Genomic DNA, 23,401 nt, shown 5'->3' with positions numbered 1-23,401 from the left:
AATTCGGAGAGGCGGCTCGGTGATGGCATCCAGTGCGGGCGGTTACCGAGTCGCCCCCGCCAGGCTCGAAGCGGCGGCGGCGGAACTCGAACAGCGTGCCGGCGTGCTCAAGACGGCGCAGACCGCGCTGGCGGGTGAGAACGTCCCCGCCACCGCGTTCGGCCAGGTTTCGGCGTCCAGCGCGGCTTCGGCCACCTATACCAAGACGATCAAGGACGTCGCGGGCAAACTCGACGGCCAGATCACCAAGGCGACGGTGATCCACCAGGGTCTGACGTCGGCGGCGGGTGGCTACCGGCGCGCCGACGTCCAGGTCGCCGCGTCGTACCGGGCGCTGATGCCGGAGAACCCGTTGCCCAAGGCCGGGAATCCGGCGGGCGTCGGCGGTGCGGCCGACACCGGGCAGTGGGCCACCGCGATCGCCGAGAACCGCACGAAGGTCTCCGACGCGCTGACCTCCGAACGCGAGCGGCTCGCGAACCTCCTGGCGAACGGCGGGAAAGCCGACGACATCGCGAACGCGCGCACCAGGATCGCGCTGTACGAGGACATCCTCGCCAACGACCGGCAGATCCTGCGGTTCGATCCGTCCGGAAACGGGCGCATCGCCGAGCTGGTCGGCCGGATCGAGCCGGGCACCCGCAACGTCGGCCTCTTCGTCCCCGGCGTCAACACCTCGTTCCAGAACTTCCAGAGCTACGCCGACCTCGGCAAGAGCCTGGTCGCCGCGGACGCCACCGGGCGGACCGCGATGGTGGTCTGGGCCGACGGGGTCTTCCCCCAGAACGTCGTCACCGAGGGACCGGCCGCGCATTACGCGCAGACGATGGCGCCCGATCTCAAGGCCTTCGGCGACGAACTGCGCGGGCAGATCGACAGTCACGCCGGGCCGGACACCGTGGTCACCGCCGTCGGGCACAGTTACGGCGGCGCGACCGTGGGGCTCGCGGAGCAGCTCGGGCTGAAGGCCGACCGGGTGCTGCACGTCGAGTCCGCGGGCATGGGACACGGGATCTGGAGCCCGAGCGATCTCCCGGCGAGCCAGGCCGGTGTGCAGCGCTACTCCATGACGGCCCCCTTCGACCCGATCGTGGTCGCGCAGGGCAACGCGGGCCTCTTCGAATGGCTCGGCGCCGGGCACGGAGCGGACCCCGACCGCTTCCCCGGCGTCGTCGAACTGGAAACCGGCCGTGACGCGAACGGCGACCTGCAGTGGGGCTTCGATTCCCACAGCGGCGTGCTCAAACCCGGTTCGGATTCGTGGAACAACATCTACGGTGTGACCACGGGCGGACCGCTCACGAACGAGGGCTTCACGAGCGGCTCCGTGGGCGAGATGGTCGTCGAAGGCGTGGGACGAGGCTTGTGATGGACGGGTGGCGGAGCAGAGGAGGGCTGCGAGCGGTGACCGAACGCGTGAACCCGCCCTGGCCGAAGGCCCCGCTATCGCGGTGCCACGGCGCCCTTGAACGCCGGCCGCGACTTACCAAGCCAACTAGCGCCGTGGCGACGTCGATCGCGGTCGCGGGTTCACCGACAGACATCGAGGGTTGGTCATGATCACGAGAAACACCGAACTCGACCCGCTGGCCGAAGACCTGACGGCGGTCATCGACGGTGTCGCGGGCACCTTCGGCACCACCGCGGAACGCACTGTCGAGGGCGAACTGGACTGCGACCCGACCCAGCCGGGCCGGCTGCTCTGCTGGCAGTACGGCCTCCGCGTGGACGACGCGTCCGACGCGGTCCGCAAACTCGTCGACGTCGTCCTGCCGATGCTGGAAGGTCAGGGCTGGCGAGCGCGCGACCGCAGCAACCCGCGTGAGCTGATCGCGCAGTTCAGCCGTGACGGCGCCGACTTCAACGTGCATGTCTCCCGCGCCGGCGACGGCGTGGCCATCGTGGGCTCGACGGCCTGCGTATCCGTCCCCTAGGAACCTCAAGAACCCAGGGGGTCGCAAAAAGACCTCGTGAGCGGCAGTGGTGTCCCCCAGTACGCCGCTGCCGCTCACGAGGCGCGAAATCGCGAAGGCCGCCAGCCCCGGCGCTTGCCCCGCCGGACCGCGGCCACCACCACTCCCGCCGCGATCGCGGTGGCCACCCCGACGATCGCGAGCACACCGGAGACCTTGTCGGTTCCCGCGCGGGCGGGTGCCGCGGCGGGGACGACGTAGGTGTCCGGGCCGACGCTCGGCGGTCCTCCCGGGCCGGGTGTGCCGGCCGGGATCGCGGCGGAAACGGCGGCGTAGGCGTCGAGCGCGCCCCAGCCCCGCCGGGGATCGTGCCCGCCGCTCGGACCGCGGTGCGCGGTCAGCGTCAGCCTGGCGACGACCTGTTCCGGGGTCAGCTCGGGGTGATAGGCGCGCACGAGCGCGGCGACACCCGCCACGTGCGCGGCGGCCAGGCTCGGGTCGCTCACCGGCCAGCGGTGCGCCACGGTCCCGCCCGCCCCCGCGGAGGTGCTGACCAGTTCGGCGCCGGGCGCGGAAATCCCCACGTAGGAACCGGCTTCCGTCTGCACCGCTTCGCCCGCCTGGTTGGTCGAACCCACCGCGAGCACGCCTGGGGTCGCGGTCGGGTACGACGTCTGGCCCTGCTGCGTCCCCGCGGCGGGAGAGACGATCAGCGCGCCTTTCTCCCTGGCGCGCGAGACGGCGCCGCCGAGCGCGGGACTGTCGGATGCGGCCGGGACGGCGATCAGGACGATCCCCGCGCCGCGGTTCAGCGCGGTCTCGATGGCGGACGCGAGCTGCCCGGGATCGCCGCCACCGTTCGTCTGCGTGTAGCGGATCGGCAGGATCTTGGCGCCGGGCGCGATCCCGACGAACGTCGTGGACGCATCCGGTTGCGCGCCGACGATCCCGGCGGCGATCGTGCCCCTGCCGTCGCAGTCGTCGGACTCGGTGCCCTGGCCGCCGACGAGCTGGCCGCGCGCGAATTGGCCGTTGCTCCCGTCAACCCCGGTGCCGATCACCGCGACCACCTGGCCGGTGCCGCGAGACAGCGGCCAGATCCGGACGGGATCGATCAGCCGCTGCCCCCACGGGACGGCCGCGGTGTAGGTGCCGGTCGGGTTCGCGCACTGCTCGGCGACCGCCGCCGACGGGACGGGGGTGCCGAGCAGTGCTACGAAGGCAGCGCCTCCCGCGACGGCACTTTTACCGGCAAAACCCACCATTCCTCCAGAATTCCCTTGTCACACAAGGAAATTCTAGTGCCGGAAGCTAGCGCAGGTCCATCCCGAGGTCGAGTGCGGGTGAGGAATGGGTGAGTGCCCCGACGGCCAGGAAGTCCACACCGGACTCCGCGTACGCCCGCGCGGCGTCCAGCCGCAATCCGCCCGAGGATTCCAGGCGGGTCTTCGGCGAAACCTCGTCGCGCCTGTCGACGGCCTTCGCGCACTCGTCGGGCGTGAAGTTGTCCAGCAGCACCTCGTCGGCACCGGCGGCGAGCGCCTCCTCCAGCTGCGCCAGGTCGTCGACCTCGACCTCGCAGTGCAGTTCGGGCGCGTGCTCGCGCGCGGCGGCGAGCGCGGCGGTCACAGAACCCGCGGCGATCACGTGGTTGTCCTTGATCAGCACCGCGTCACCGAGCCCGAGCCGGTGGTTCACCCCGCCGCCCGCGCGGACGGCGTACTTCTCCAGCAACCGCAATCCGGGCAGGGTCTTGCGGGAATCCCTGACCCGGCAACCGGTTCCCTCCACGGCGGCCACCCACGCGGCGGTCGCGGTGGCGATGCCGGACAGGTGGCACAGCAGGTTCAGCGCGGTGCGTTCGGCGGTGAGCAGGCCGCGCACCGGGCCGCGGACGACCAGCGCGGGCTCGCCGGCGGTCAGCCGGTCACCGTCGTCACGGGTAGCCAGGACCTCCAGGCCCGAACCGAGCACGACGTCGAACACCGCGAGCGCCACCGGGATCCCGGCGACCACACCGGCCGTCCTCGGCGTGAGCTCGGCCAGCGCCTCGGCGGCCTCGGGCACGGTGGCGTTCGTCGTCGCGTCGGGCCCGTAGCGCAGGTCCTCGGCCAAGGCGGTGGTGACGACGCGCCGCACGTCGGCGACGTCGAGACCGTGCCCGGCCAGCGCCTTGGTGACCCACGGGGAGAATTCGCTCATGCCACACCCTCCAAAGCGATCGGATCGGCCAGCACCGGCTGCCCCGACGGGCTGAGCCGGATGAGCTGGCCGCGTTGCCAGGCGTTGTCGTCACGTTCGGGGAAATCGGTCCGCACGTGGCAGCCGCGGGATTCCGTCCGGCGCGCGGCCGCCGCGACCAGCGCCTCCGCCACGAGCGTGAGCGCCGCGTCCTCGACGATCCGAGGTGTCCGCAAAGGACTCTCGACCATCGAAAGATCCAGTACGGAGCCGACGACCGACAGACCTTCCGCGTCCCGGCCGATCGCGGCGTACCGGCTCATCGCCCGCTGCATCGCGTCACGGTCGGCCACCGGGACGGTCGCCCGGTGCGCGAGCACGCCCCGGCGCGGGTCGCCGAGCCGCCCGGTGGCGAGGTCCGCGGCGACCGCCTCGGCCACCCGCTGCCCGACGACCAGGCCTTCGAGCAAACTGTTGGAGGCCAAGCGATTCGCGCCGTGCAGACCGGTCCTCGCGACCTCGCCCGCCGCGTAGAGCCCGCGGACGCTGGATCGTCCGTCCACAGTGGTCACCACGCCGCCGCAGGAGAAATGCGCCGCGGGCGTGACCGGGATCGGCTCCTTCGCCGGGTCGAGCCCGATCGCGGCGCACGCCGCGTGCACGGTCGGGAACCGCTTCGAGAATCCGGAGATCCCTGTGGCGTCGAGGAGAACGTGATCGTCGACGCCGCCGGGCGCCTGCGCCATCCGGCGCGTGATGGCCGCCGAAACGACGTCACGGGGCGCGAGGTCACCGAGCGGGTGCACCCCGCGCATGACCGAAGCGCCCGTCGCGTCGTGCAGGGTCGCGCCCTCGCCGCGCACCGCCTCGGTGACCAGCGGGAGACGGCCGCGCGCGCCGGGCGTGAACAGAACCGTCGGGTGGAACTGGACGAATTCGACGTCCGCGACCTGCGCCCCCGCGCGCAACGCGAGCGCGAGCCCGTCCCCGGTGGCGATCTCCGGATTCGACGTCGCGTGGTAGAGCTGTCCCAGTCCGCCGCTGGCCAGCAGCACCGCGGGCGCCCGGACGGCGCCGGGAACCCCGTTGTGGTCCAGGACGGTCACGCCGACGACCTCGCCCGAGGGCGTGCGGATCGCGTCGACGGCGATGTGGTGCTCCAGCACCGGGATCCGGCGGCCGCCCGCCTTCGCGACCAGCGCCCGCTCGACCTCCGCGCCGGTCGCGTCCCCGCCGGCGTGGATGACGCGGAACGCGCTGTGCCCGCCTTCCCGCGTGCGGGCGAGCTCGGGCCGTCCCCCGGCCGCCGGGTCGAAGCGGGCACCCTCGGCCCGCAGCCTGGCCACCGCGGCCGGGCCGCCCGCGATGATCGCGCGGACGGCGTCCTCGTCACAGAGTCCGGCACCGGCGGTGAGGGTGTCCTCGGCGTGCTTGCCGACCGAATCGCCCGGCTCGTGCTCACCCTCCAGCACGACCGCGATCCCGCCCTGGGCCCACCGGGTGTTCCCGTCGGAGACCGCCGCCTTGGTGACCACCAGGACGTGCAGACCGAGTTCGCGGGCGCGCAGCGCCGCGGTGAGCCCGGCCACCCCGCTGCCGATCACCACGAGATCGGCGGCGGCCTCCCAAACGGGAAGGGTTTTCGACTGGAGGGCGGTAACCGGGCCGGTCATTCCCCGCCGCCAGGCTGTCCGATCTCGATCATGCGCTGCACCGAAGCGCGGGCCCGGGCGGCGGTCTCGACGTCGACGTGGACCTCGTCCGCACCCTCACGCAGCGACCGCAGCAGGGCGGCCGGCGTGATCATCTTCATGTACCGGCAGGACGCCCGGTCGTTCACCGCGCGGAAGTCGATCTCCGGCGCGGCCTTGCGCAACTGGTGGATCATCCCGATCTCGGTGGCCACGAGCACCGACTTCGCCTTGGTGTCGCGGGCGGCGTGGACCATGTCGCCGGTCGAGAGGATCTTGACCCGCTCGGGGGCGACGGCACCCTCTCCGGCGAGGTACAGGGCCGACGTCGCGCAGCCGCATTCCGGGTGGATGAACAGATCCGCGTCCGGGTTCTCCGAGGCCCGCTCGGCCAGTTCGGCACCGTTGATCCCGGCGTGCACGTGGCACTCGCCCGCCCAGATGTGCATGTTCTCCCGGCCGGTCACGCGCTTGACGTGCGCGCCGAGGAACTGGTCCGGCAGGAACAGAACCTCCTGGTCAGCGGGGATGGAGGCGACCACGTCGACGGCGTTCGACGAGGTGCAGCAGATGTCGGTCTCCGCCTTGACCTCGGCCGTGGTGTTCACGTACGACACGACGACGGCGCCGGGGTGCTCGGCCTTCCAGGCGCGCAGTTCGGCGCCGGTGATCGAGTCCGCGAGCGAACAACCGGCCCGCGCGTCCGGGATCAGGACCGTCTTCTCCGGCGCCAGGATCTTCGCCGTCTCGGCCATGAAGTGCACGCCACAGAAGACGATGGTCGACGCGTCACTGCTCGCCGCGATCCGGCTCAGCGCGAGGGAGTCGCCGGTGAAATCGGCGATGTCCTGGATCTCGGGAACCTGGTAGTTGTGCGCGAGCAGGACGGCGTCACGCTTGCGAGCGAGGCTCCGCACCTCCTCCGCCCAAGCCGCGTCGGCGACGACGCCACCGTAGGGAGTCAGTTCGTTCTCAAACGTGATCGTCATCGTTCTGGCCCTCCGGACCGATTTGTCCACTGTCGGTTTTCGCCTTACAATCGAAAACCGTGCGAAGTCATCTTAACACCCAGACCCCCCTCGCCCACGAGGTTTTGGGAGCGGTCCTGCAAGTGCGCTCGGACACACTCCGGGTCCTGCTGTGGCGGCGCGCGCTCGATCCCCATCTGGGCCGCTGGTCCCTTCCGGGCGGCAGGCTTCGCCCGGACGAAGACGTCGAGGCGTCCATTCGGCGGCAGCTCGCGGAGAAGGTCGACGTACGCCAGCTGAAGCATGTGGAGCAGCTGGCGGTGTTCAGCGCGCCGGACCGGGTGCCGGGCCCGCGCGTGGTCGCGACGGCGTTCCTCGGTCTCGTACCGTCCGATGTGGACCCCGAGATCCCGGAAGACACCGAGTGGCATGACGTTTCCGAGCTGCCGAGGACGGCGTTCGATCACGAGTCCATCGTGCTGCGCGCGCGGGACAGGCTCCGTTCGAAGCTCTGCTACTCGAATCTCGGGTTCGCGCTCGCCCCGGAAGAGTTCACCGTTTCGGCGTTACGGGGGCTGTACTCGGCTGCGCTCGGTTACCGGGTGTCCGCGACGAACCTGCAGCGTGTGCTGTCCCGGCGCGGGCTGCTCCTCCCCACCGGCCACACCGCCCCTCCCGGGCGCAGCGGCGGACGCCCGGCGGCGCTCTTCTCCTTCGCGGGCAAGGGGATGCAGATCACCGACCCGTTCGCGGTGTTCCGCCCGCCCGCCGGGAAGTGACCGTCCTGCGAAGTCCTCGCGGTCCCCGTACCTTGAACGGGTGACCGAGCCGAGCGATGAGTCCTCCGGGAAGGCGATCTTGCCGTTGTTCCCGCTACAGACCGTGCTTCTGCCCGGAACACATCTCCCGTTGCACATCTTCGAGCCGCGGTACCGGCAGCTGATGGCCGACCTCGTCGGCGACGTCGTCCCGGACCGCGAGTTCGGCGTCGTCGCACTGCGTTCGGCGATGGTCAGGGAGGTGCGCGGGCCCGAGCACGTCCACGAGGTCGGCTGCAGCACGGTGCTGCGTGAGGCGAAAAGACTGCCGGACGGCAGATTCGACGTCGTCACCACCGCGCGGCGCCGCTTCCGGCTGCTCGAGATCGACCGCGTTTCCGCGCCGTACCTGATCGGCTCGGTCGAGTGGGTGCCCGACGACCGGGTCGCCTCGGTGCACGGCGACACCGTGGCCAGGCTCGCCGAAGTCGCGAAGGCCGCGCACCGGCGCTACTGCGAGTCCGCCTGGAACGCCGAGGACTGGACCACCCCGCCCGAAGACGGCGACATCGCGGCGCTCGCGTACCGGCTCACCGCGGACTGCCTGCTGCCGCTGGAGGACCGGCAGCGCCTGCTGGAGGAGACCAACCCGCTGCGGCGGCTGCGGATCGCGTGCCGGCTGCTGACGCGGGAGGCCGGGTTCCTCAGCACCCTCGGCGCCGTGCCGATGCCGCCGGGGGAACTCGGCGAGTTCACCCGCCCCTCGAACCTGAACTGACCCCCCTCAAGCGCTATGAAAGGCCCCTTCATTGCAAATTTTGCAATGAAGGGGCCTTTCATAGCGCGCGTGAGACCTACTTACCGGACTCCGGACCGCTCTCGCCGTCCGAACCGTTGCCCCCGCCGAACTTGCTCCACACCTTGCCCGCCGCCCCGGACACCGCCTCGCCGACGTCGCTGAACACCTTCGTCAGCGGGTCGGTCGAGCTGTTCCAGGAGTCCTTGTACGACTTCGCGGCCGACTTCAGGTCGTCGCTCCAGGTGGACGACGGCGCGTCCGCGTCGCGGCGCGGGTACTCGCCGGCCAGGATGGTCCGGTACTCCTCCGAAGCGGCCCACTTCTGCAGCTGCGCGGCGCGCACGACGGCCAGCGGATGCGACATCGTCTCGACGTAGCGCAGTTTCAGATAGCTGTCGCGGATGTCCTCGACCGACTCGTATTCCGACGCCTGCTGCAGGAACGCCGGGATGTCGATCTTCGACGGGTCGATCCCGCCCGCGACCAGGATCTGCGACCGCAGCGCAGCCGTCGGGTCCTGCGAGCACAGCAGCCCGGCGCGGTCGCAGGACAGCTCGGCCTTGCGGTACCACTCGCGCAGCGCGGCGATGACGACGCGGATGCCGATCGCGCTCACCGGCGTCCACGACATCGACATCTGCAGGCCGATCAGCCGGATCATGATCGTGCGGTACACCGCGTGCCCGGACAGCACGTGCCCCATCTCGTGCCCGATCACGAACCGCAGCGACGCGAGGTCCATCGCCTCGACGGCCGCGGTGTTGAGCACGATGAACGGCTCGTCCATCCCGATCGTCTGCGCGTTGACCTCAGGGCTGCGGGCGACGAACAGGTTCGGCACGCGGTCGAGGTCGAGCGTCTCGGCGCATTCGTGGCGCAGCTTGTCCAGCTCGGGATACTGCTTCGGGCCGACCCGGATCGCGGACGCGAGCGCCATGAGCCGCTCGCCACGTTCGGCGTAGAAGCCTGAAACCGCCTTCACGACCTGCGCGAATCCGGGAACCGCGCGCAGCGTGGCGAGCGCGCCGCGGTCCACGGGGTGCTCGTAGGCGCGCGGGCTGATGCCCGGGAAGCGGACGGCGTTGTGCCGGGAAACCTCGATGTCGTCGGTCAAGAAAGCCCCCTAGAGAAGTTGCCGCCCACCCTAGAGGAAATTCGTCAGCCGAGGCGGCGCCCCAGGTCTTCTCGTCCGCTCCACGCGGTCAGCAGCGTGTAGGCCAGCGTGGTCATCAGCGGAGCGGCCAGGAAGATCCAAGGCGATTCGATCTGCGGAGCCTTCGCGATGATGTCTCCGACAGCGGGCGCCGAGGCGATCTCGTAGCGGCCGTTGGCGAACGAGACGCCCATCGTCGTGCCCAGCCAGCCCGCGAGGGCCGCGCCGCCGGTCGCGGCGATCAGCACGACCGGGCCGCGGCGTTCCCGCAGCAGCCACGTCACGATGCCGATCAGTAATCCGGCGCCGAGCGCGAGGAAGCCGTAGATGGCGAGGTCGTCGAAGCGGTGCCAGCTCTCGAGTTCCAGCGGTGCGAGGCCGCCGCGGTCGTTGATCACCCGCATGCGCTGCGGCGGCGCGAGCCGCGACCACAGCCAGGCCAGCGGGAAGCCGAGCAGCCCCGCCGTGGACAGGACGCTCACCGCCGGAAGCAGATCGGCCTTGACGACGACCTTGGGGTGCGGGCGGCGCGGCTTCGGCAGCACGGGCACCGACCAGGGGTCGGGCACGCTCGAAGACAGGTGTGCCGGTCTGCCCGTCGTCTCGCCCAAACCCGGACTCCTCCCTCACGCTGCTTGTGCAGAGCGTAACCAATGACGCCCCCAGCGCACGCAACCCGGCACGCATCTCTCGCGTTTCGTCCTCTGGATGCGGTACTTGCACACGCATGTACCGCATCCAGAGGACGAAATGCGGGAGTCAGCCAGCGAGTTCACCGTGACGGCTGCACCGGGCCGTCCAGCCGACCGGGGTGATCTGGACGACCATCCGCCGCGCGCAGAAGGTGCAGTAGCGCGGCGGTTCGAGTGCCGTTCTCGGGTTGTGGCAGGCGGGATGCTCCGCGCCACCGTCGGACGTCTGTCCACAGTGGACGCAGAACGCCGGTCGGTCAGAGGACGTCACTGATCGCCTTCACCGGCATCTTCAGCTCGTCGAGCATCTCCAGGTCCGCGGTGGCCGGGCGGCCGAGGTTGGTCAGGTAGTTGCCGACGATGATCGCGTTGATGCCGCCGAGCATGCCCTGCTTGGTGCCCAGGTCACCGAAGGTCAGCTCACGGCCGCCGGAGAAGCGGAGCAGCGGACGGGGCATCGCCAGCCGGAACGCGGCCACGGTGCGCAGCGCGTCCTTGCCCTCGACGATCTCGTAGCCCTCGTACGGCGTCCCCGGCTGCGGGATGAGGAAGTTCATCGTGCACTCGTCCGGGTTCAGCTCGGCCAGCTGCGCGGCGAACTCGGCGCGCTGTTCGACGCTCTCCCCCATGCCGATGATGCCGCCGCAGCAGACCTCCATGCCCGCCTCGCGGATCATCCGCAGGGTCTCCCAGCGCTCTTCCCACGTGTGCGTGGTGACGACGTTCGCGAAGTGCGAACGCGCGGTCTCCAAGTTGTGGTTGTAGCGGTGCACGCCCATCTCGACGAGTTCGTCGACCTGCTCCTGGGTGAGCATGCCGAGCGAGCAGGCGATCTGGATGTCGTTGCCGTCCTCGCGGATGGCCTTGATCCCCTCGCGGACCTGCGAGAGCAGCCGCTTGTCGGGGCCGCGGACGGCGGCGACGATGCAGAACTCGGTCGCGCCGGTCTCGGCGGTCTGTCGAGCGGCCTTGACCAGGCCGGGGATGTCCAGCCACGCCGACCGCACCGGCGTCGGGAACCGGCCGGACTGCGAGCAGAAATGGCAGTCCTCGGGGCAGCCGCCGGTCTTGAGGCTGATGATGCCCTCGACCTCGACCTCGGGCCCGCACCAGCGCATCCGGACCTCGTGGGCCAGCGCCAGCAGATCGGTCAGGCGGTCGTCGTCGAGCCGCAGGACCTCGACGAGCTGCTCTTCGCTGAGCCCGACACCACGCTCGAGGACCTGGTCACGCGCCACGGCGAGGATGTCGACGGTCTCCGGGGCTGTGGTCACGAGGCGGCTCCTGTTCGGGGTGGGGCGGTAGAGCGAAGGCACATCATCGTGCACGACCGGGCGCCTCGGCCACAGCGACGCAGATCACTTCTGGGCCGACGCCCGGCCGACGAAGCACTCCGGGTCGAACTCGCCGCCGAACCACGGCGAGAGACCCGCCCTGGCCTTGGCGGCGAACTCCTCAGGCTCGGCGTCCCCGAGACCGGCGGGCAGCACGCCCAGCAGCGGCGCACCGGCGGCGACCGGCAGGTCCTGCAGGTTCGACACCGACGCCAGGTCCGGGTCCTCCGGCCACGAGCCGATGATGACCCCGGCCACGGTGAGCCCGCGTTTCGTCGCGACCTCGGCGGTCAGGGCGGTCGCGTTGAGCGTGCCCAGCCCGGCCTCGGCCACGATGATCACCAGCGCGCCGAGCGACCAGGCGACGTCGGCGAGCGAGGCGCCGTCGGCGTCGAACCGGACCAGCAGGCCGCCCGCGCCCTCGATCAGCGTGAGGTCGTGCTCGCCGTCCAGGTCGCTCGCGGCCGCGGCGATCTCGCTCGGCGGCAGCGTCGGCAGGCCCGAAAGCCTGGCCGCCGCCTCCGGCGACAGCGGATCCGGGTATCGCCGCAGCTCACGAGTGGTGACCGGGCCCGCGAGGCGGAGGACGTCGGCGAGATCACCCGGCTCGTCCGGCCCGACCCCGGTCTGCGCCGGTTTCAGCACGGCGACGCGTTGGCCCTGCCCGGCGGCCAGCGCGGCGATGGCGGCGGTGGTGATCGTCTTGCCGACACCCGTACCGGTGCCGGTCATGACCAGCATGCTCACGTACAAGTACCGTAGTCGGTCCGGATCGAGTCCCGCTGAACGGCGTCCGTTAGCCCCCGGAAGTGGTGACGGCGCCGACCGGCGTGAACGACGGGCTCCCCTCGTCCGACAGGTAGACCTGCGCCGCCCCGACGTCGAAGTACATCCCGGTCAGGTGGAGCTCGCCGCGTGCCTCCGCCTCGGCGATCAGCGGGTAGTGCCGCAGGTGCTCCAGCTGCTGCAGCACGTTCTGCAGCGCCAGCCGGTCGGTCTCCGTGTCCGGGCGTTCGCCGTCGAGGGTCACCGAGGCCTTGCGCTTGGCGCTCGGCTCGGCGTGCTTCAGCCAGGAGGACAGCATCGGCGCGCCGTCGGGAGCGCCGGTCGCCAGCGCCTGCATCGCGCCGCAGCCGGAATGCCCGCAGACCACGATCTCGCGCACCTTCAGCACGCCGACGGCGAACTCGACGGTGGCGCCCATCGACGGGTCGGCCCGGCGGGCGGGCACCAGGTTCCCGATGTTGCGGACGGTGAACAGGTCGCCGGGACCGCTCGTGGTGATCATGTTCGGCACGATCCGCGCGTCACCGCAGGTGATGAACAGGGTGTGCGGCGACTGTCCGCCGGCCAGCTTGCTGAGCGCGGGCTGCATGAGCGCGGCCGTGCGCCGCTGGAACTCGGTCGCCCCGCGCAGCGTCGGCCCGCCGCGCTGACCGGGCAGTTCGACGTCCTTGGCCTGCCAGTCGGACCACGGCGCGAGGAACCGCGGCACCGAACGCGCGGCGGCCGTCCTGGACAGGGTGGGATCGCCGGACTTGCCGTTGGCGAACCACGGATGCCCGACCTCGTCGACGATCACCTCGCCGCCGGCGCGTTCGTGTCCCTGCTGCCAGTTCGAAAGGCTCTCGAAGGCGGCGTGGTCGAGGTAGTCGACGACCAGCTCCAAGGTCACCTTCGCGCCGCTGGGCACGGTCGCGAGCACTCTGCTGAGCCTCGGCACCGAAAGGAACGTCAGGACACCTTCGACGACGACGCGCCATTCGTCGCCGTCGCGTTCGGCGTGGATCCCGGACCACACGGTGCGCCGCAGCATCAGCAGCACCGAAAGCCCGATGCCGAGCAGGACGCCGGTGAGCAGGTCGAAGACGACGACACCGGCGAGCGTCACCAGGTACAGCCCCAGGTCACCGTGTTTGAGGACCTGCTTGATGTGGCCGGGGTTCACCAGTTTCGCGCCGACATGGACGAGCAGACCGGCCAGCGCGGCGAGCGGGATGTTCTGGATCAGCCCGGCGAACGCGGCGACGAACACCAGGATCCAGACCCCGTGCAGGATCGCCGAAGCGCGGGTGCGGGCGCCGGCGGCGACGTTGGTCGAGCTGCGGACGATCACGCCGGTGACCGGGAGGCCGCCCAGCGCGCCGGAGGTCATGTTCGCGGCGCCCTGCCCGATCAGCTCGCGGTCGAGGTTCGACCGCGGCCCGGTGTGCATCTTGTCGACCGCGACGGCCGACAGCAGGCTTTCCACGCTGGCGATCAGGGCGATGGTGATGACCGCGAGGGCGAACGCGCCCCAGCCGGTGTCCGGGAATTCGGGGGCGAAGCGGATGTTGAGCAGGTCGCCGGGCAGGTTGACGCGCGGCAGGGTCATCCCGGCCACGACGGACAGCACGGTGACCAGGGCGATCGCGGCCAGCGGGCCGGGTACCTTGCGGACGGACTTCGGCAGCCGCGGCCACAGCAGCAGGATGCCGATGGTGAGCACGCCGATCAGCGCGGCGGTGTCGTGGTGGCCGACGATCTGCGCGGGCAGTTCGGCGATGTTCTTGAGCGCGGAGCTCTGCGCCGTTCCGCCCAGCACGACGTGGAGCTGGCCGAGGACGATCGTGACGCCGATACCGGCGAGCATGCCGTGGACGATGGCGGGAGAGATCGCGAGCGCCGCGCGGGCGATGCGGCTCAGCCCGAGCAGGATCTGGAGCGCGCCCGCGGCGACGGTGATCGCGCAGGTCGTCTTCCAGCCGAAGGTGGCGATCGTTTCCGCCATGATCACCGTCAGGCCGGCGGCCGGGCCACTGACCTGAAGCGCGGAGCCGCCGAGGGCACCGGCGACCACACCTCCCACGACGGCCGCGATCAGCCCCGCGACGATCGGCGCCCCTGACGCGAGCGCGATCCCGAGTGAAAGCGGGACGGCGACGAGGAACACCACCAAGGATGCGGGCAGGTCGTGACGGAGCACGGCGAGTCGTTGGGACTTCATGATCACCAGGAAACTGGTGATTTGTCCGCTATGCACCACCTGATCGAGTGAATATCGTCCTTCAGAAGGGTGGCGTAGGCCACTTTCGGGCCGTTTTGTTGCCTGGAGATGTCGTCGGTGTTGCGAAAGGCTTTGCGGGGTCCCAACTGGTGAGACCCCGCAAAGACTCAGGACTTCACCGGTGAAGCGGCCGAAGTGAACGACCGGCGCGCCGCGTCGAGCAGGTACACGTTCGCCTTCCCGACGTCGAAGTACATCCCCGTCAGCCGGAGTTCGCCCCGGGCCAGCGCGGCCTCGACCACCGGGTACGAACGCAGGTTTTCCAGTTGCCGCACCACGTTGTGCAGGGCGAGCCGATCGGCCTCGTGGTCGGGACGGGCACCGTCGAGCAGCAACGGCGCTTCGCTTTCCCTGCGCCGCAAGGTCTCCTCACCGTGACGCAGCCAGCCGCCGAGGTGCGCGAGCCCGGCGGGCGCGTCGCCGAGCAAGGCCTTCATCGCCCCGCAGCCGGAATGCCCGCACACCACCACTTCCCGCACGCGCAGCAGACCGACTGCGTACTCGATCGCCGCCCCCACCGAGAAATCCGCGGCGGCACCGGCGTGCGGGACGAGGTTTCCGATGTTCCGCACGGTGAACAGGTCCCCCGGCCCGCTGGTGGTGATCAGGTTCGGCACGATCCGCGCGTCGCCACAGGTGACGAACAAGGTGTGCGGCTGCTGGCCGTTCGCCAACCCGTCCCAGGTGGTCCGCAGCAGCGGCGCGGTCCGGCGCTGGAATTCCGAGGCGCCACGGCACAACGGGACGCTGCCGCCACGCTGGCCCGGCAGTTCGAGGTGTTCGGCCTGCCATTCCGACCACGGCGCGAGCCAGCGCGGCACCACGCGCGACGCGACGCCGCGGCGCACGGTCGGCACACCGGCTTTGCCACGTTCGAACCACGGGTGCCCGACCTCGTCGACGATCACGACTCCCCCAGTGCGTTCGTACGCGCGCTGCCAGCCGCGCAGGCAGTCGAAAGCGGCGTGGTCGAGGTAGTCGACGAAGAGCTCCAGCGTCACTTCCGAACGCGCGGGGACTTCGGCCAGGACGGTCGTGAGCCTTGGTACGGAAAGGAAAGTGAGCGCGCCTTCGATGACGACACGGGTCCGCGAACCGTCCTGTTCGATATGGATCCCGGAGAACAACATCCGGCGCAGCATCAGCGCGAGCGCCACCGCGATCCCCGCGGCGACACCGGTGAGCAGGTTGACGGCGACCGCGCCGAGCAGGGTCGCGAGGTAGACCGGCAGGTCGCCGTGGCGGCGGACTTCGCGCAGATTGGCGACGTTGACGAGTTTGGCGCCGACGTAGACGAGGAGACCGGCGAGCGCGGCGAGCGGGATCTGCCGCAGCGCGCCCGCCAGGAACAGGCAGCAGCCGAGGATCCAGACGCTGTGCAGGATCGCCGACATCCGGGTGCGGGCGCCCGCTTCGAAGTTGGTCATGGTGCGCACGACGACGCCGGTGACCGGGAACCCGCCGAGTGATCCGGCGGCGACGTTCGCCAGGCCCTGGCCGATCAGTTCGCGGTTGAGGTCGGTGCGCGGCCCGTCGCGCAGTTTGTCGATGGCGACGGCGGAAAGCAGGCTCTCCAGGCTGGCGATGAGCGCGATGGAGAGGACGGCGGCGATGATCGCCACCCAGGAGCCGGACGGCGCCTCGGGGACGAAACCCAGTCCCGGCAAGCCGTTCGGGAGGTCGACGCGCGGCAGGTCCATGCCGGCCGCGACGGAAAGACCGGTCGCCAGCGCGACGGCGGCGAGCGGACCGGGGACGCGGCGCACCGAACGCGGCATCCGGGTCCACGCCAGGAGGACACCTACGGTGACCACGCCGATGAGCGCGGCCTGGTCGTGGTGACCGACGATCCGGCCCGGCAGCGCGAGAATGTTCGCGATCGTGGAGCTCTGCGCCACCCCGCCGAGCACGACGTGCAGCTGGCCGAGGACGAGGATCAGGCCGATCCCGGCGAGCAGGCCGTGCACGATGGCAGGCGAGATCGCCAGCGTGGCCCGTGCGACGCGGCTGAGCCCGAAGAGGATCTGGACCACGCCCGCCGCGGCGGTGATCGCGCAGGTGGCGGCCCAGCCGAAGTTCGCGATGGTCTCGGCGATGACGATGGTCAGGGCGGCGGAAGGGCCACTGACCTGGAGGGCGGAAGCGCCGAAGAAGCTCGCTACGAGTCCGCCGACCACGGCGGAGATGAGTCCGGCGAGCAAAGGGGCTCCGGCGGCGTGTGCGACGCCGAGCGAGAGCGGGACCGCCACGAGGAAGACGACGACCGAAGCCGGGACGTCGTGGCGAAGGTTCTTCAGGAGGGTCGATGCGGGGTTGCGGCGGCCCGGGGGCCCGGTGTCGTGCTCGTCACCAACGATGTCGATCATGGGGGCAGGAAACCCGATCGGCGCGCAAAAGTCCGCTACGCAAAGGTTTCTCAGGTTTGCTTGTGCGGCGAAGAACTAGGGCATAACGCCTTTTCGCGACAAAATACCCGAGAATGGTCCCGATCGGACTCGCCCGTTCGCTTGACCACGATCACCCTGCGACCACGCTCTGTACCCAGCGTGGCCTTTGCGGATTGCTGTGGCCGCCGTCACACTCTTTCGGTTGAATTCGGCCCTTTTCAAGCTTTTTGCGCGGCCGCGACCACGGCCGAGGTGATCGTCGCGAGGTCTTCCGCGCCGGAGATGTAGGGCGGCATCGTGTAGATCAGGTTCCGGAACGGGCGCAGCCAGACACCGTTCGCGGTGAGCACCTCGGTCGCGACGGCCATGTCCACCGGGTGGTCCAGTTCCACCACGCCGATGGCACCGAGCACCCGCACGTCGGCGACCGAAGGCAGCTCGCGAGCCGGTTCCAGACCGGCCTTCAGCGCGGCTTCGATCCGCGGGACGTCGGACTTCCAGCCGCCTTCGGCCAGGATCCCCAGCGAGGCGTTGGCGACGGCCGAAGACAGCGGGTTGGCCATGAACGTCGGGCCGTGCGCCAGCACCGGCAGTTCGCCGCGCGAGATCCCGTCGGCGATCTCCGGGGTGCACAACGCCGCCGCCATCGTCAGGTAACCGCCGGTCAAGGCCTTGCCAAGGCACAGGACGTCCGGGGTGACCCCGGCGTGCTCGGCGGCGAACATCCGGCCGGTGCGGCCGAACCCGGTGGCGATCTCGTCGAAGATGAGCAGGACGCCGTTGGCCTCGGTGATCTCGCGCAGCACGCGCAGGTACGCGGGCGGGTGGAACCGCATACCGCCCGCGCCTTGCACGACCGGCTCGACGATGATCGCGGCGAGTTCGCCCGCGTGCCGCTCGATCTCGGTCGCGAGCAGGTCGAGGTAGTCCTGGTCCGGCTCGTCGTCGAACCCGCCGGGCGGCTTGGGCAGGAACAGCTGGTCCGGCAGGATCCCGCGCCACAGCGAGTGCATCCCGCCCTCGGGGTCGCAGACGCTCATCGGCGTGAACGTGTCACCGTGGTAGCCGCCGCGCCAGGTCATCAGGCGCCGCTTCTCCTTGCGCCCCACCGACTGCCAGTACTGCAGGCACATCTTGACGGCGACCTCGACCGACACCGATCCGGAGTCGCACAGGAACACGTGCCGCAGGCCGTCCGGGGCGAGGTCGACCAGCGTCTTCGCCAGCCTGATGGCCGGTTCGTGGGTGAGCCCGCCGAACATCACGTGACTCATCCGGCCCGCCTGCTCGGCCAGCGCCGCGTCCAGCACCGGGTTCCGGTAGCCGTGGATCGCCGCCCACCAGGACGACATGCCGTCGACCAGCTCCCGGCCGTCGTCGAGGGTGAGCCGGACCCCGCTCGCCTCGCGGACCAGCAAGGAGTCGATCGGACTCGGCATCGGCCCGTACGGGTGCCAGACGTGTTCCGCGTCGAGCGCGAGGAGTTCGGCGGCGTCCATCCGGCGACCCTACGACACGCCTCGCTCAGCGCAGGCGCACAGGGAGAGTTTCGAGGCCGTGGACGAGGGTGCTTTCCCGCCACCGCAAGGATTCCGGATCGGCGTCCAGGCTCAGGCCGGGGAATCGCTCCAGCAAGGCGCGCAACGCGATCTCGGCCTCCAGCCTGGCCAGCGGGGCGCCGACGCAGTAGTGGATCCCGTGCCCGAACGCGAGATGCCCGGTCGCCGGTCGCGTGACGTCCAGCCGGTCCGGGTCTTCGAAGCGTTCGGCGTCCCGGTTCGCGCCGACCAGGGAGACGAGCACGAACTCGTCCGCCGGGATCTCGACGTCGCCGACCTGGACGGCTTCCCTGGTGAACCGGATGGTCGCCAGGTGGATCGCGCCGTCGTAACGCAGGAACTCCTCGACCGCTCCGGGCAGCAGGGCGGGATCGGCCCTGAGCGCGGCCCGCTGTTCCGGCTCCCGCAGCAGCGCGAAGACGCTGTTCGCGATCAAGTTGACCGTCGTCTCGAACCCCGCCACGAGCAGCAGGAACGCCATCGACAGCAGTTCTTCCCCGGAAAGCGAGTCGCCCTCGTCGCTGGCGTGGATCAGCCCGGAAAGCAGGTCGTCGGCGGGCTCGGCGCGCTTTTCCTCGATGAGGTCGACGAGGTACGCGTGCATCTTCCGCGCCGCGGCGCGGAGTTCCTCCGGCGTCGACCAGGCGAGCATCGTGTTCGACCACTTCGCGAACGACGGCTGGTCGCCCGCGTGGACGCCGAGCAGTTCGCAGATGACCCTGATCGGCAACGGGACGGCGAAAGCGGGAAGCAGGTCGGCGCGCTCGGCGTCGCCGATGCCGTCCAGCAGTTCCGCGGCGATCTGCTCGATCCTCGGCCGCAGCCGGGAAACGGTGCGCGAGGTGAAGGCCTGGTTGACCAGTTTGCGCAGCCGCGTGTGGTCCGGCGGATCCGAGTTGAGCATATGCCCGGTCAGCGCGCGGACGGCGCCGTCACCGGCGGATTCGAAGCCGTCGCGTTCGAAGAGACGCCGGACCTCGCCGGTGTCCTTGCCCAGGCGGGGATCCGAGAGCAGGGCACGGGCCTCGGCGTGGCCGGTGACGATCCAGACCGCCAGGCCGCGCGGCATGCGCACCTTCTGGACCCGGCCGCTTTCCCGCAGCAGCGCGGAGACCCGGTGCGGTTCCTGGACGAGATCCTCGGCCAGGGCCGTGAGTTGTTCTGCTGCCCCCATCGGTACGCCTCCCCAGCGCTCCGGTCAGCGTTCGGCCAGCGCGGCCACCACTCGCTCGGTCACTTCGGTCCAGTATGCCCGCTGTTCCTCGCGCTCGTCGGCGCCCGCGAGCCATTCCTGGTGGAACCGGAGCGTGGTCTTCTGCTCGGTGCCGCTCACCGTGATCTGCAGGGTCGAGTCGTGGTCCCAGTCCTTCGGCCGCCAGGTCAGCCGGAGCTTGCCGCCTTCGGAACGATCGCGGATCTCGCCGGTCGTCCCGTTGGCCGTCTCGTACGGCGCGCCCAGCTCGGTGCCGAGTTCGGCGCCCGGGCCGAGCCAGATCCCCACGCCCTCGCGTCCGACCAGGAAGTCCCACACCTGCGCGCCGCTGTACGGCACCGTCTGGGAAACGCCTACCTGCCAACCACTTCCGGCTGTTTTGGCCGTTGCTTTGGTCACGCGGGCCATCATCCCACCGGGTGTACCGTGCGACAGTCACCGGTCCGGGTGGAGGATCTCTTCCTGTGCGCTACCGTCCGATTTCTCCCGCTCTGCTGGTCTCCGAACTGACCGACCGCATCACGGCGATCACGGGCCGCCGCCGGATCGCGGTCGCGGTCGACGGCGCGGCCGGTGCGACCGAAACCACAGAACTCGCCGACGCCCTGGTCGATCCCTTGCGGGTCGCCGGTCACGCGACGCTGCGGATCTCGGCGAACGACTTCCTCCGCCCCGCCTCACTGCGCTTCGAACGCGGCAAAGAGGACCCGGACTCGCGCTACACCGACTGGCTCGACCTCGGCGCCCTGCGCCGCGAAGTGCTCGATCCGCTCGCCGAAGACGGCAGCGGCCTGGTCCTGCCGTCGCTGTGGGATCCGGTGCGCGATCGCGCCACCCGGGCCGAACGCGTCGAACTGCCCGAAGGCGGCGTCGTCCTGCTGGACGGCGAATTCCTGTTCGGCGCGGGGCTCGCCTTCGACCTGAGCGTGCACCTGTGGCTCTCACCCGCCGCGCTCGAACGGCGGGTGCCCGACGCCTGGGCGCTCCCCGCTTACGAGCGCTACGAACAGGAAGTCGACCCCTCGGCGTTGTCCGACGTGGTCATCCGCGTCGACGACCCGAAGCACCCGGCGCGCTACGAACCCTGACGCGTCAGCGCACGGCCGCGACCGGGTCGCCGTCGAGCAGGCCGGAAAGCCTGCCCGCCATGGTGTCCCAGCGCCAGTTCTCGCCGACCCATTCGCGGCCGGCGGCCCCCATGCGCCGCGCCCGTACCGGATCGGCCAGCAACGCGGCCAGGGTGTCCCTCAGCTGCTGTTCGTCACGGCCGTCGACGACGTGCCCGGTGACCTCGTCCAGCACCGTTTCCGGCGCCCCGCCGGAATTCCCGGCGACGACCGGCAGCCCGGTCGCCGAGGCTTCCAGGTACACGATGCCCAATCCCTCGACGTCGAGGCCCTTACCGCGCGTCCGCGCCGGCATCGCGAAGACGTCGCCCGCGTTGTAGTGCGCGGGCAACTCCTTCCACGGCACCGATCCGGTGATGACGACGCTGTCTTCGACCCCCAGCGCCCCGACGAGCCCGGTGAGCGTCTTGCGGTACGGGCCGCCGCCGACGATCAGCAGCGCCACGTCCGGGATCCGCTCACGGAGTTCGGGCAGGATCTTGATGAGCATGTCCTGGCCCTTGCGCGGCACCAGCCGCGAAACGCAGACGATCGTCGGCCGGTCGCCGAGACCGTGCCGGTCGCGGATCTCCTTGCCAGCGGCGTCGTCCGGCCGGTAGAGCTCGGTGTCGACGCCGCACGGCAGCATCTCCAGCCCCGCCATCGGGCCGAAAGCCGCCGAAAACCGGGAACGCGTGTACTTGCTGACGTAGGTGATCACGTCGACGGTGTCGCCGATCCGCCGCAACGCCTGCCGGGAACCCGGGAGCATCGACCAGCCGACCTCGTGGCCGTGCGTCGACGCCAGCACCCGGCGGGCGCCCGCCGACCGCAGCGGATGCCCCAGCAACGCCAGCGGCGCGGCGGCACCGAACCAGACGGCCTCGCAGTCGCGGGCCCGCATGATCTCCTTCGCCCGCTTGAGCACGTCCGGTGTCGGCAGCATCAGGGACGTCGGATGGCGCACGACCTCGAACGGGGCGGCGGCGTCGAACTCGCCGTGCGAGCCGGTGCTCGACTCCCAGGACGGGGCGTAGACGACGAGGTCGTCCGCGGGCAGGCGGGTGGCCAGCGAGTTCAGGTAGTTCTGGATGCCGCCCGGCCGGGGCGGGAAGTCGTTGGTCACCAGCAGGGTCCTCAGCACCCCTGCAGGCTACTTGGCCCCGGAGACGCGAAAGGGGCGGCACCGCTTGCGCGGCACCGCCCCTTTTCGTCTGTTCGTCAGGCCGTCGGGCGACGGGCGCCGACGTAGTTGTTCTGCAGCGGCGACACCTTGACGACGTCACCGGTGGTCGGCGCGTGCACCATCATGCCGTTGCCGACGTACATGCCCACGTGCGAGACCGGTGAGTTGTAGAACACCAGGTCGCCCGGCTGGAGCTGCGACCTCTGCACCGGGGCGCCGAAGGTCGACTGCTGACGGCTCGACCGCGGCAGGGTGAGCCCCGCCTGCTTGTACGCCCACAGCATCAGACCGGAGCAGTCGAAGCTGGACGGACCGGTCGCACCCCAGTCGTAGGGGCTGCCGAGCTTGCTCTTCGCGGCCGAGAGGGCCGCGGCGGCCGCGGGACCCGGGGCGGGCAGGTTGGGGAACGCGCCGCCCTTGTCCTTCTGGGCGTTCCGGTCCGCGGCACTCAGGTTGCCGCTGGCCCGCTGGATCTCCTTGAGCTGGTCGTCCAGCGTCTTCTTGCGCGCCTCGATGTCCGTCGTCAGCTTGGCGGCGGTGTCACGGGCGGCGGTGGCCACGCCCTGGGCGTCCGCGGCCTGCTTGGCGGCGGCCGCGGACTGGGCGACGGCGCCGCTCAGGTTGTTCAGGGCGGTGTTCTTGTTCGCGGCGAGGACCTCGAGCGCCGAGGAGCGCTCCAGGAAGTCCTGGGTCGACGCGCCCGACAGCAGCGAGGACAGCTTGTTCAGCTGCACACCGCTGGTGAAGGAGGCGCCGGCGAACTTGTTCACCTCGGCCTGGAACGTCTTCTCGTCACCGGCCGCCTTGACGCCGAGGTCCTTGGCGGCGGCGGCGTCAGCGGTGGCCTTGTCGAGCTCGCCCTGCTTCGCGGCGAGGTCGTCCTTCGCCTTGAGGAGGTCTTCGTTCGCCTTCTCCGCCTGCGCCGCGAGGTCGCGGTACTTGGCGAGGGCGTCCGAGCCGGCGGGGGGCTGCTGGGGGGCGGGGGCTGGGGCTGCAGTGGCAGCAGGCTGGGCGACCGTTACTGCGGTGATCACCGCGGCCGCGGCCAAAGCTCCTGACACCACGCGCTTGACTGGATGCGACTGCACGGCCGCGCGTGTCTCCTTTGCTGTCGGCCACCGACTCGAAACCCGGGACGAAGAGGTCGGGGGCCCTCTTCCGCGGAGCCGCGTCGCCGACCGTGAGGCCCGCGCGGTTCCCCGCGTTCCCGCCTCGCGCCTGGCCGAGTGCTATCGCAACAGGTTTGGCGCGTGGCTGGTTCCGGTGCAGCTCCCCGACAAAGCTGCTTCGGTGGCGATCCCGTGTCGCCGTCTGGCGACGACTTCCGGCCACGAGATCTCGGACAGGTTACGAAACCATGGGCACCGCGTCCACCATGCCCACCGCAAAAACTCTCAGTGATGCGCCGAAACACC

General features: G+C 70.5%; 21 protein-coding genes. 5 read left to right on the top strand and 16 right to left on the bottom strand.

The window, feature by feature from the left end:
- Positions 1-22: 22 nt before the first annotated feature.
- Both IE302_RS28275 and IE302_RS28270 read left to right on the top strand, forming a co-directional pair.
- Complete coding sequence (locus IE302_RS28275) at positions 23-1,369, top strand: alpha/beta hydrolase (RefSeq protein ID WP_191257787.1); 1,347 nt, start codon at positions 23-25, stop codon at positions 1,367-1,369.
- A gap of 187 nt (positions 1,370-1,556) precedes the next feature.
- Positions 1,557-1,934, top strand: a complete 378-nt coding sequence (locus IE302_RS28270) for a hypothetical protein (protein ID WP_005154277.1) — start codon at positions 1,557-1,559, stop codon at positions 1,932-1,934.
- Between the two features lie 74 nt (positions 1,935-2,008).
- Here IE302_RS28270 and IE302_RS28265 read toward each other — a convergent pair whose 3' ends face one another.
- Genes IE302_RS28265 through nadA form a run of 4 tightly spaced genes read right to left on the bottom strand, consistent with a single transcriptional unit; the run spans position 2,009 to position 6,774 of the window.
- Positions 2,009-3,178 carry a S8 family serine peptidase gene (locus tag IE302_RS28265; RefSeq protein WP_191257479.1) on the bottom strand — a complete coding sequence of 390 codons (1,170 nt, stop codon included), beginning with the start codon at positions 3,176-3,178 and terminating at the stop codon, positions 2,009-2,011.
- Between the two features lie 46 nt (positions 3,179-3,224).
- On the bottom strand, positions 3,225-4,115 hold the full coding sequence (gene nadC, locus IE302_RS28260) for a carboxylating nicotinate-nucleotide diphosphorylase (protein ID WP_191257478.1): 891 nt from the start codon (positions 4,113-4,115) through the stop codon (positions 3,225-3,227).
- Positions 4,112-5,767, bottom strand: a complete 1,656-nt coding sequence (locus IE302_RS28255) for an L-aspartate oxidase (protein WP_191257477.1) — start codon at positions 5,765-5,767, stop codon at positions 4,112-4,114. The genes nadC and IE302_RS28255 overlap by 4 nt, the downstream gene beginning before the upstream one ends.
- Positions 5,764-6,774 (bottom strand): quinolinate synthase NadA, encoded by a 1,011-nt coding sequence (gene nadA, locus IE302_RS28250; protein ID WP_191257476.1) that lies wholly within the window; start codon positions 6,772-6,774, stop codon positions 5,764-5,766. Before nadA ends, IE302_RS28255 begins: the two co-directional genes overlap by 4 nt.
- Before the next feature lie 122 nt (positions 6,775-6,896).
- Here nadA and IE302_RS28245 point away from each other — a divergent pair, with 122 nt between their 5' ends.
- Together IE302_RS28245 and IE302_RS28240 are read left to right on the top strand one after the other, a co-directional pair.
- Positions 6,897-7,532: an NUDIX hydrolase gene (locus IE302_RS28245; RefSeq protein ID WP_191257475.1), complete on the top strand. Its 636-nt coding sequence runs from the start codon at positions 6,897-6,899 to the stop codon at positions 7,530-7,532.
- A 40-nt stretch (positions 7,533-7,572) separates the two neighbouring features.
- Positions 7,573-8,289: an LON peptidase substrate-binding domain-containing protein gene (locus IE302_RS28240; protein ID WP_191257474.1), complete on the top strand. Its 717-nt coding sequence runs from the start codon at positions 7,573-7,575 to the stop codon at positions 8,287-8,289.
- 76 nt (positions 8,290-8,365) lie between these two features.
- Here the strand turns inward: IE302_RS28240 and IE302_RS28235 are convergent, their stop codons facing one another.
- From IE302_RS28235 to IE302_RS28190, 10 genes are all read right to left on the bottom strand, one after another.
- A complete protein-coding gene (locus IE302_RS28235; RefSeq protein ID WP_191257473.1) occupies positions 8,366-9,424 on the bottom strand; it encodes a M48 family metallopeptidase in 1,059 nt (352 codons plus the stop codon).
- A gap of 44 nt (positions 9,425-9,468) precedes the next feature.
- Positions 9,469-10,074, bottom strand: coding sequence for a DUF2567 domain-containing protein (locus IE302_RS28230; RefSeq protein ID WP_191257472.1), 606 nt, complete (start codon positions 10,072-10,074; stop codon positions 9,469-9,471).
- Positions 10,075-10,222: 148 nt separating this feature from the next.
- Positions 10,223-10,426: a biotin synthase auxiliary protein BsaP gene (gene bsaP / locus IE302_RS28225; RefSeq protein WP_191257471.1), complete on the bottom strand. Its 204-nt coding sequence runs from the start codon at positions 10,424-10,426 to the stop codon at positions 10,223-10,225.
- Entirely contained in the window at positions 10,413-11,429 is a 1,017-nt protein-coding gene (gene bioB / locus IE302_RS28220; RefSeq protein ID WP_191257470.1) for a biotin synthase BioB, read from the bottom strand. The genes bsaP and bioB overlap by 14 nt, the downstream gene beginning before the upstream one ends.
- Positions 11,430-11,513: 84 nt before the next feature.
- A complete protein-coding gene (gene bioD, locus IE302_RS28215) occupies positions 11,514-12,230 on the bottom strand; it encodes a dethiobiotin synthase (RefSeq protein WP_005154259.1) in 717 nt (238 codons plus the stop codon).
- A gap of 55 nt (positions 12,231-12,285) precedes the next feature.
- Positions 12,286-14,475, bottom strand: coding sequence for a SulP family inorganic anion transporter (locus tag IE302_RS28210; RefSeq protein ID WP_191257469.1), 2,190 nt, complete (start codon positions 14,473-14,475; stop codon positions 12,286-12,288).
- Positions 14,476-14,642: 167 nt separating this feature from the next.
- Entirely contained in the window at positions 14,643-16,901 is a 2,259-nt protein-coding gene (locus IE302_RS28205; protein ID WP_191257468.1) for a bifunctional SulP family inorganic anion transporter/carbonic anhydrase, read from the bottom strand.
- A gap of 239 nt (positions 16,902-17,140) precedes the next feature.
- A complete protein-coding gene (locus IE302_RS28200; RefSeq protein WP_191257467.1) occupies positions 17,141-18,421 on the bottom strand; it encodes an adenosylmethionine--8-amino-7-oxononanoate transaminase in 1,281 nt (426 codons plus the stop codon).
- A 25-nt stretch (positions 18,422-18,446) separates the two neighbouring features.
- Entirely contained in the window at positions 18,447-19,655 is a 1,209-nt protein-coding gene (locus IE302_RS28195; protein WP_191257466.1) for a cytochrome P450 family protein, read from the bottom strand.
- A 24-nt stretch (positions 19,656-19,679) separates the two neighbouring features.
- Positions 19,680-20,033 carry an SRPBCC domain-containing protein gene (locus tag IE302_RS28190; protein WP_191257786.1) on the bottom strand — a complete coding sequence of 118 codons (354 nt, stop codon included), beginning with the start codon at positions 20,031-20,033 and terminating at the stop codon, positions 19,680-19,682.
- A 125-nt stretch (positions 20,034-20,158) separates the two neighbouring features.
- Here IE302_RS28190 and IE302_RS28185 point away from each other — a divergent pair, with 125 nt between their 5' ends.
- Positions 20,159-20,782: a nucleoside/nucleotide kinase family protein gene (locus tag IE302_RS28185; protein ID WP_191257465.1), complete on the top strand. Its 624-nt coding sequence runs from the start codon at positions 20,159-20,161 to the stop codon at positions 20,780-20,782.
- A 4-nt stretch (positions 20,783-20,786) separates the two neighbouring features.
- Here IE302_RS28185 and IE302_RS28180 read toward each other — a convergent pair whose 3' ends face one another.
- Positions 20,787-21,944: a glycosyltransferase family 4 protein gene (locus tag IE302_RS28180; RefSeq protein WP_191257464.1), complete on the bottom strand. Its 1,158-nt coding sequence runs from the start codon at positions 21,942-21,944 to the stop codon at positions 20,787-20,789.
- Between the two features lie 77 nt (positions 21,945-22,021).
- Positions 22,022-23,074, bottom strand: coding sequence for a C40 family peptidase (locus tag IE302_RS28175; protein WP_191257463.1), 1,053 nt, complete (start codon positions 23,072-23,074; stop codon positions 22,022-22,024).
- Positions 23,075-23,401 lie beyond the last annotated feature (327 nt).

This window comes from Amycolatopsis oliviviridis (assembly GCF_014654365.1).
Classification (GTDB): Bacteria; Actinomycetota; Actinomycetes; order Mycobacteriales; family Pseudonocardiaceae; genus Amycolatopsis; species Amycolatopsis oliviviridis.
The sequence above is the reverse complement of the archived record's forward strand: the minus strand, read 5'-3'. Positions and strand labels throughout refer to the sequence as shown.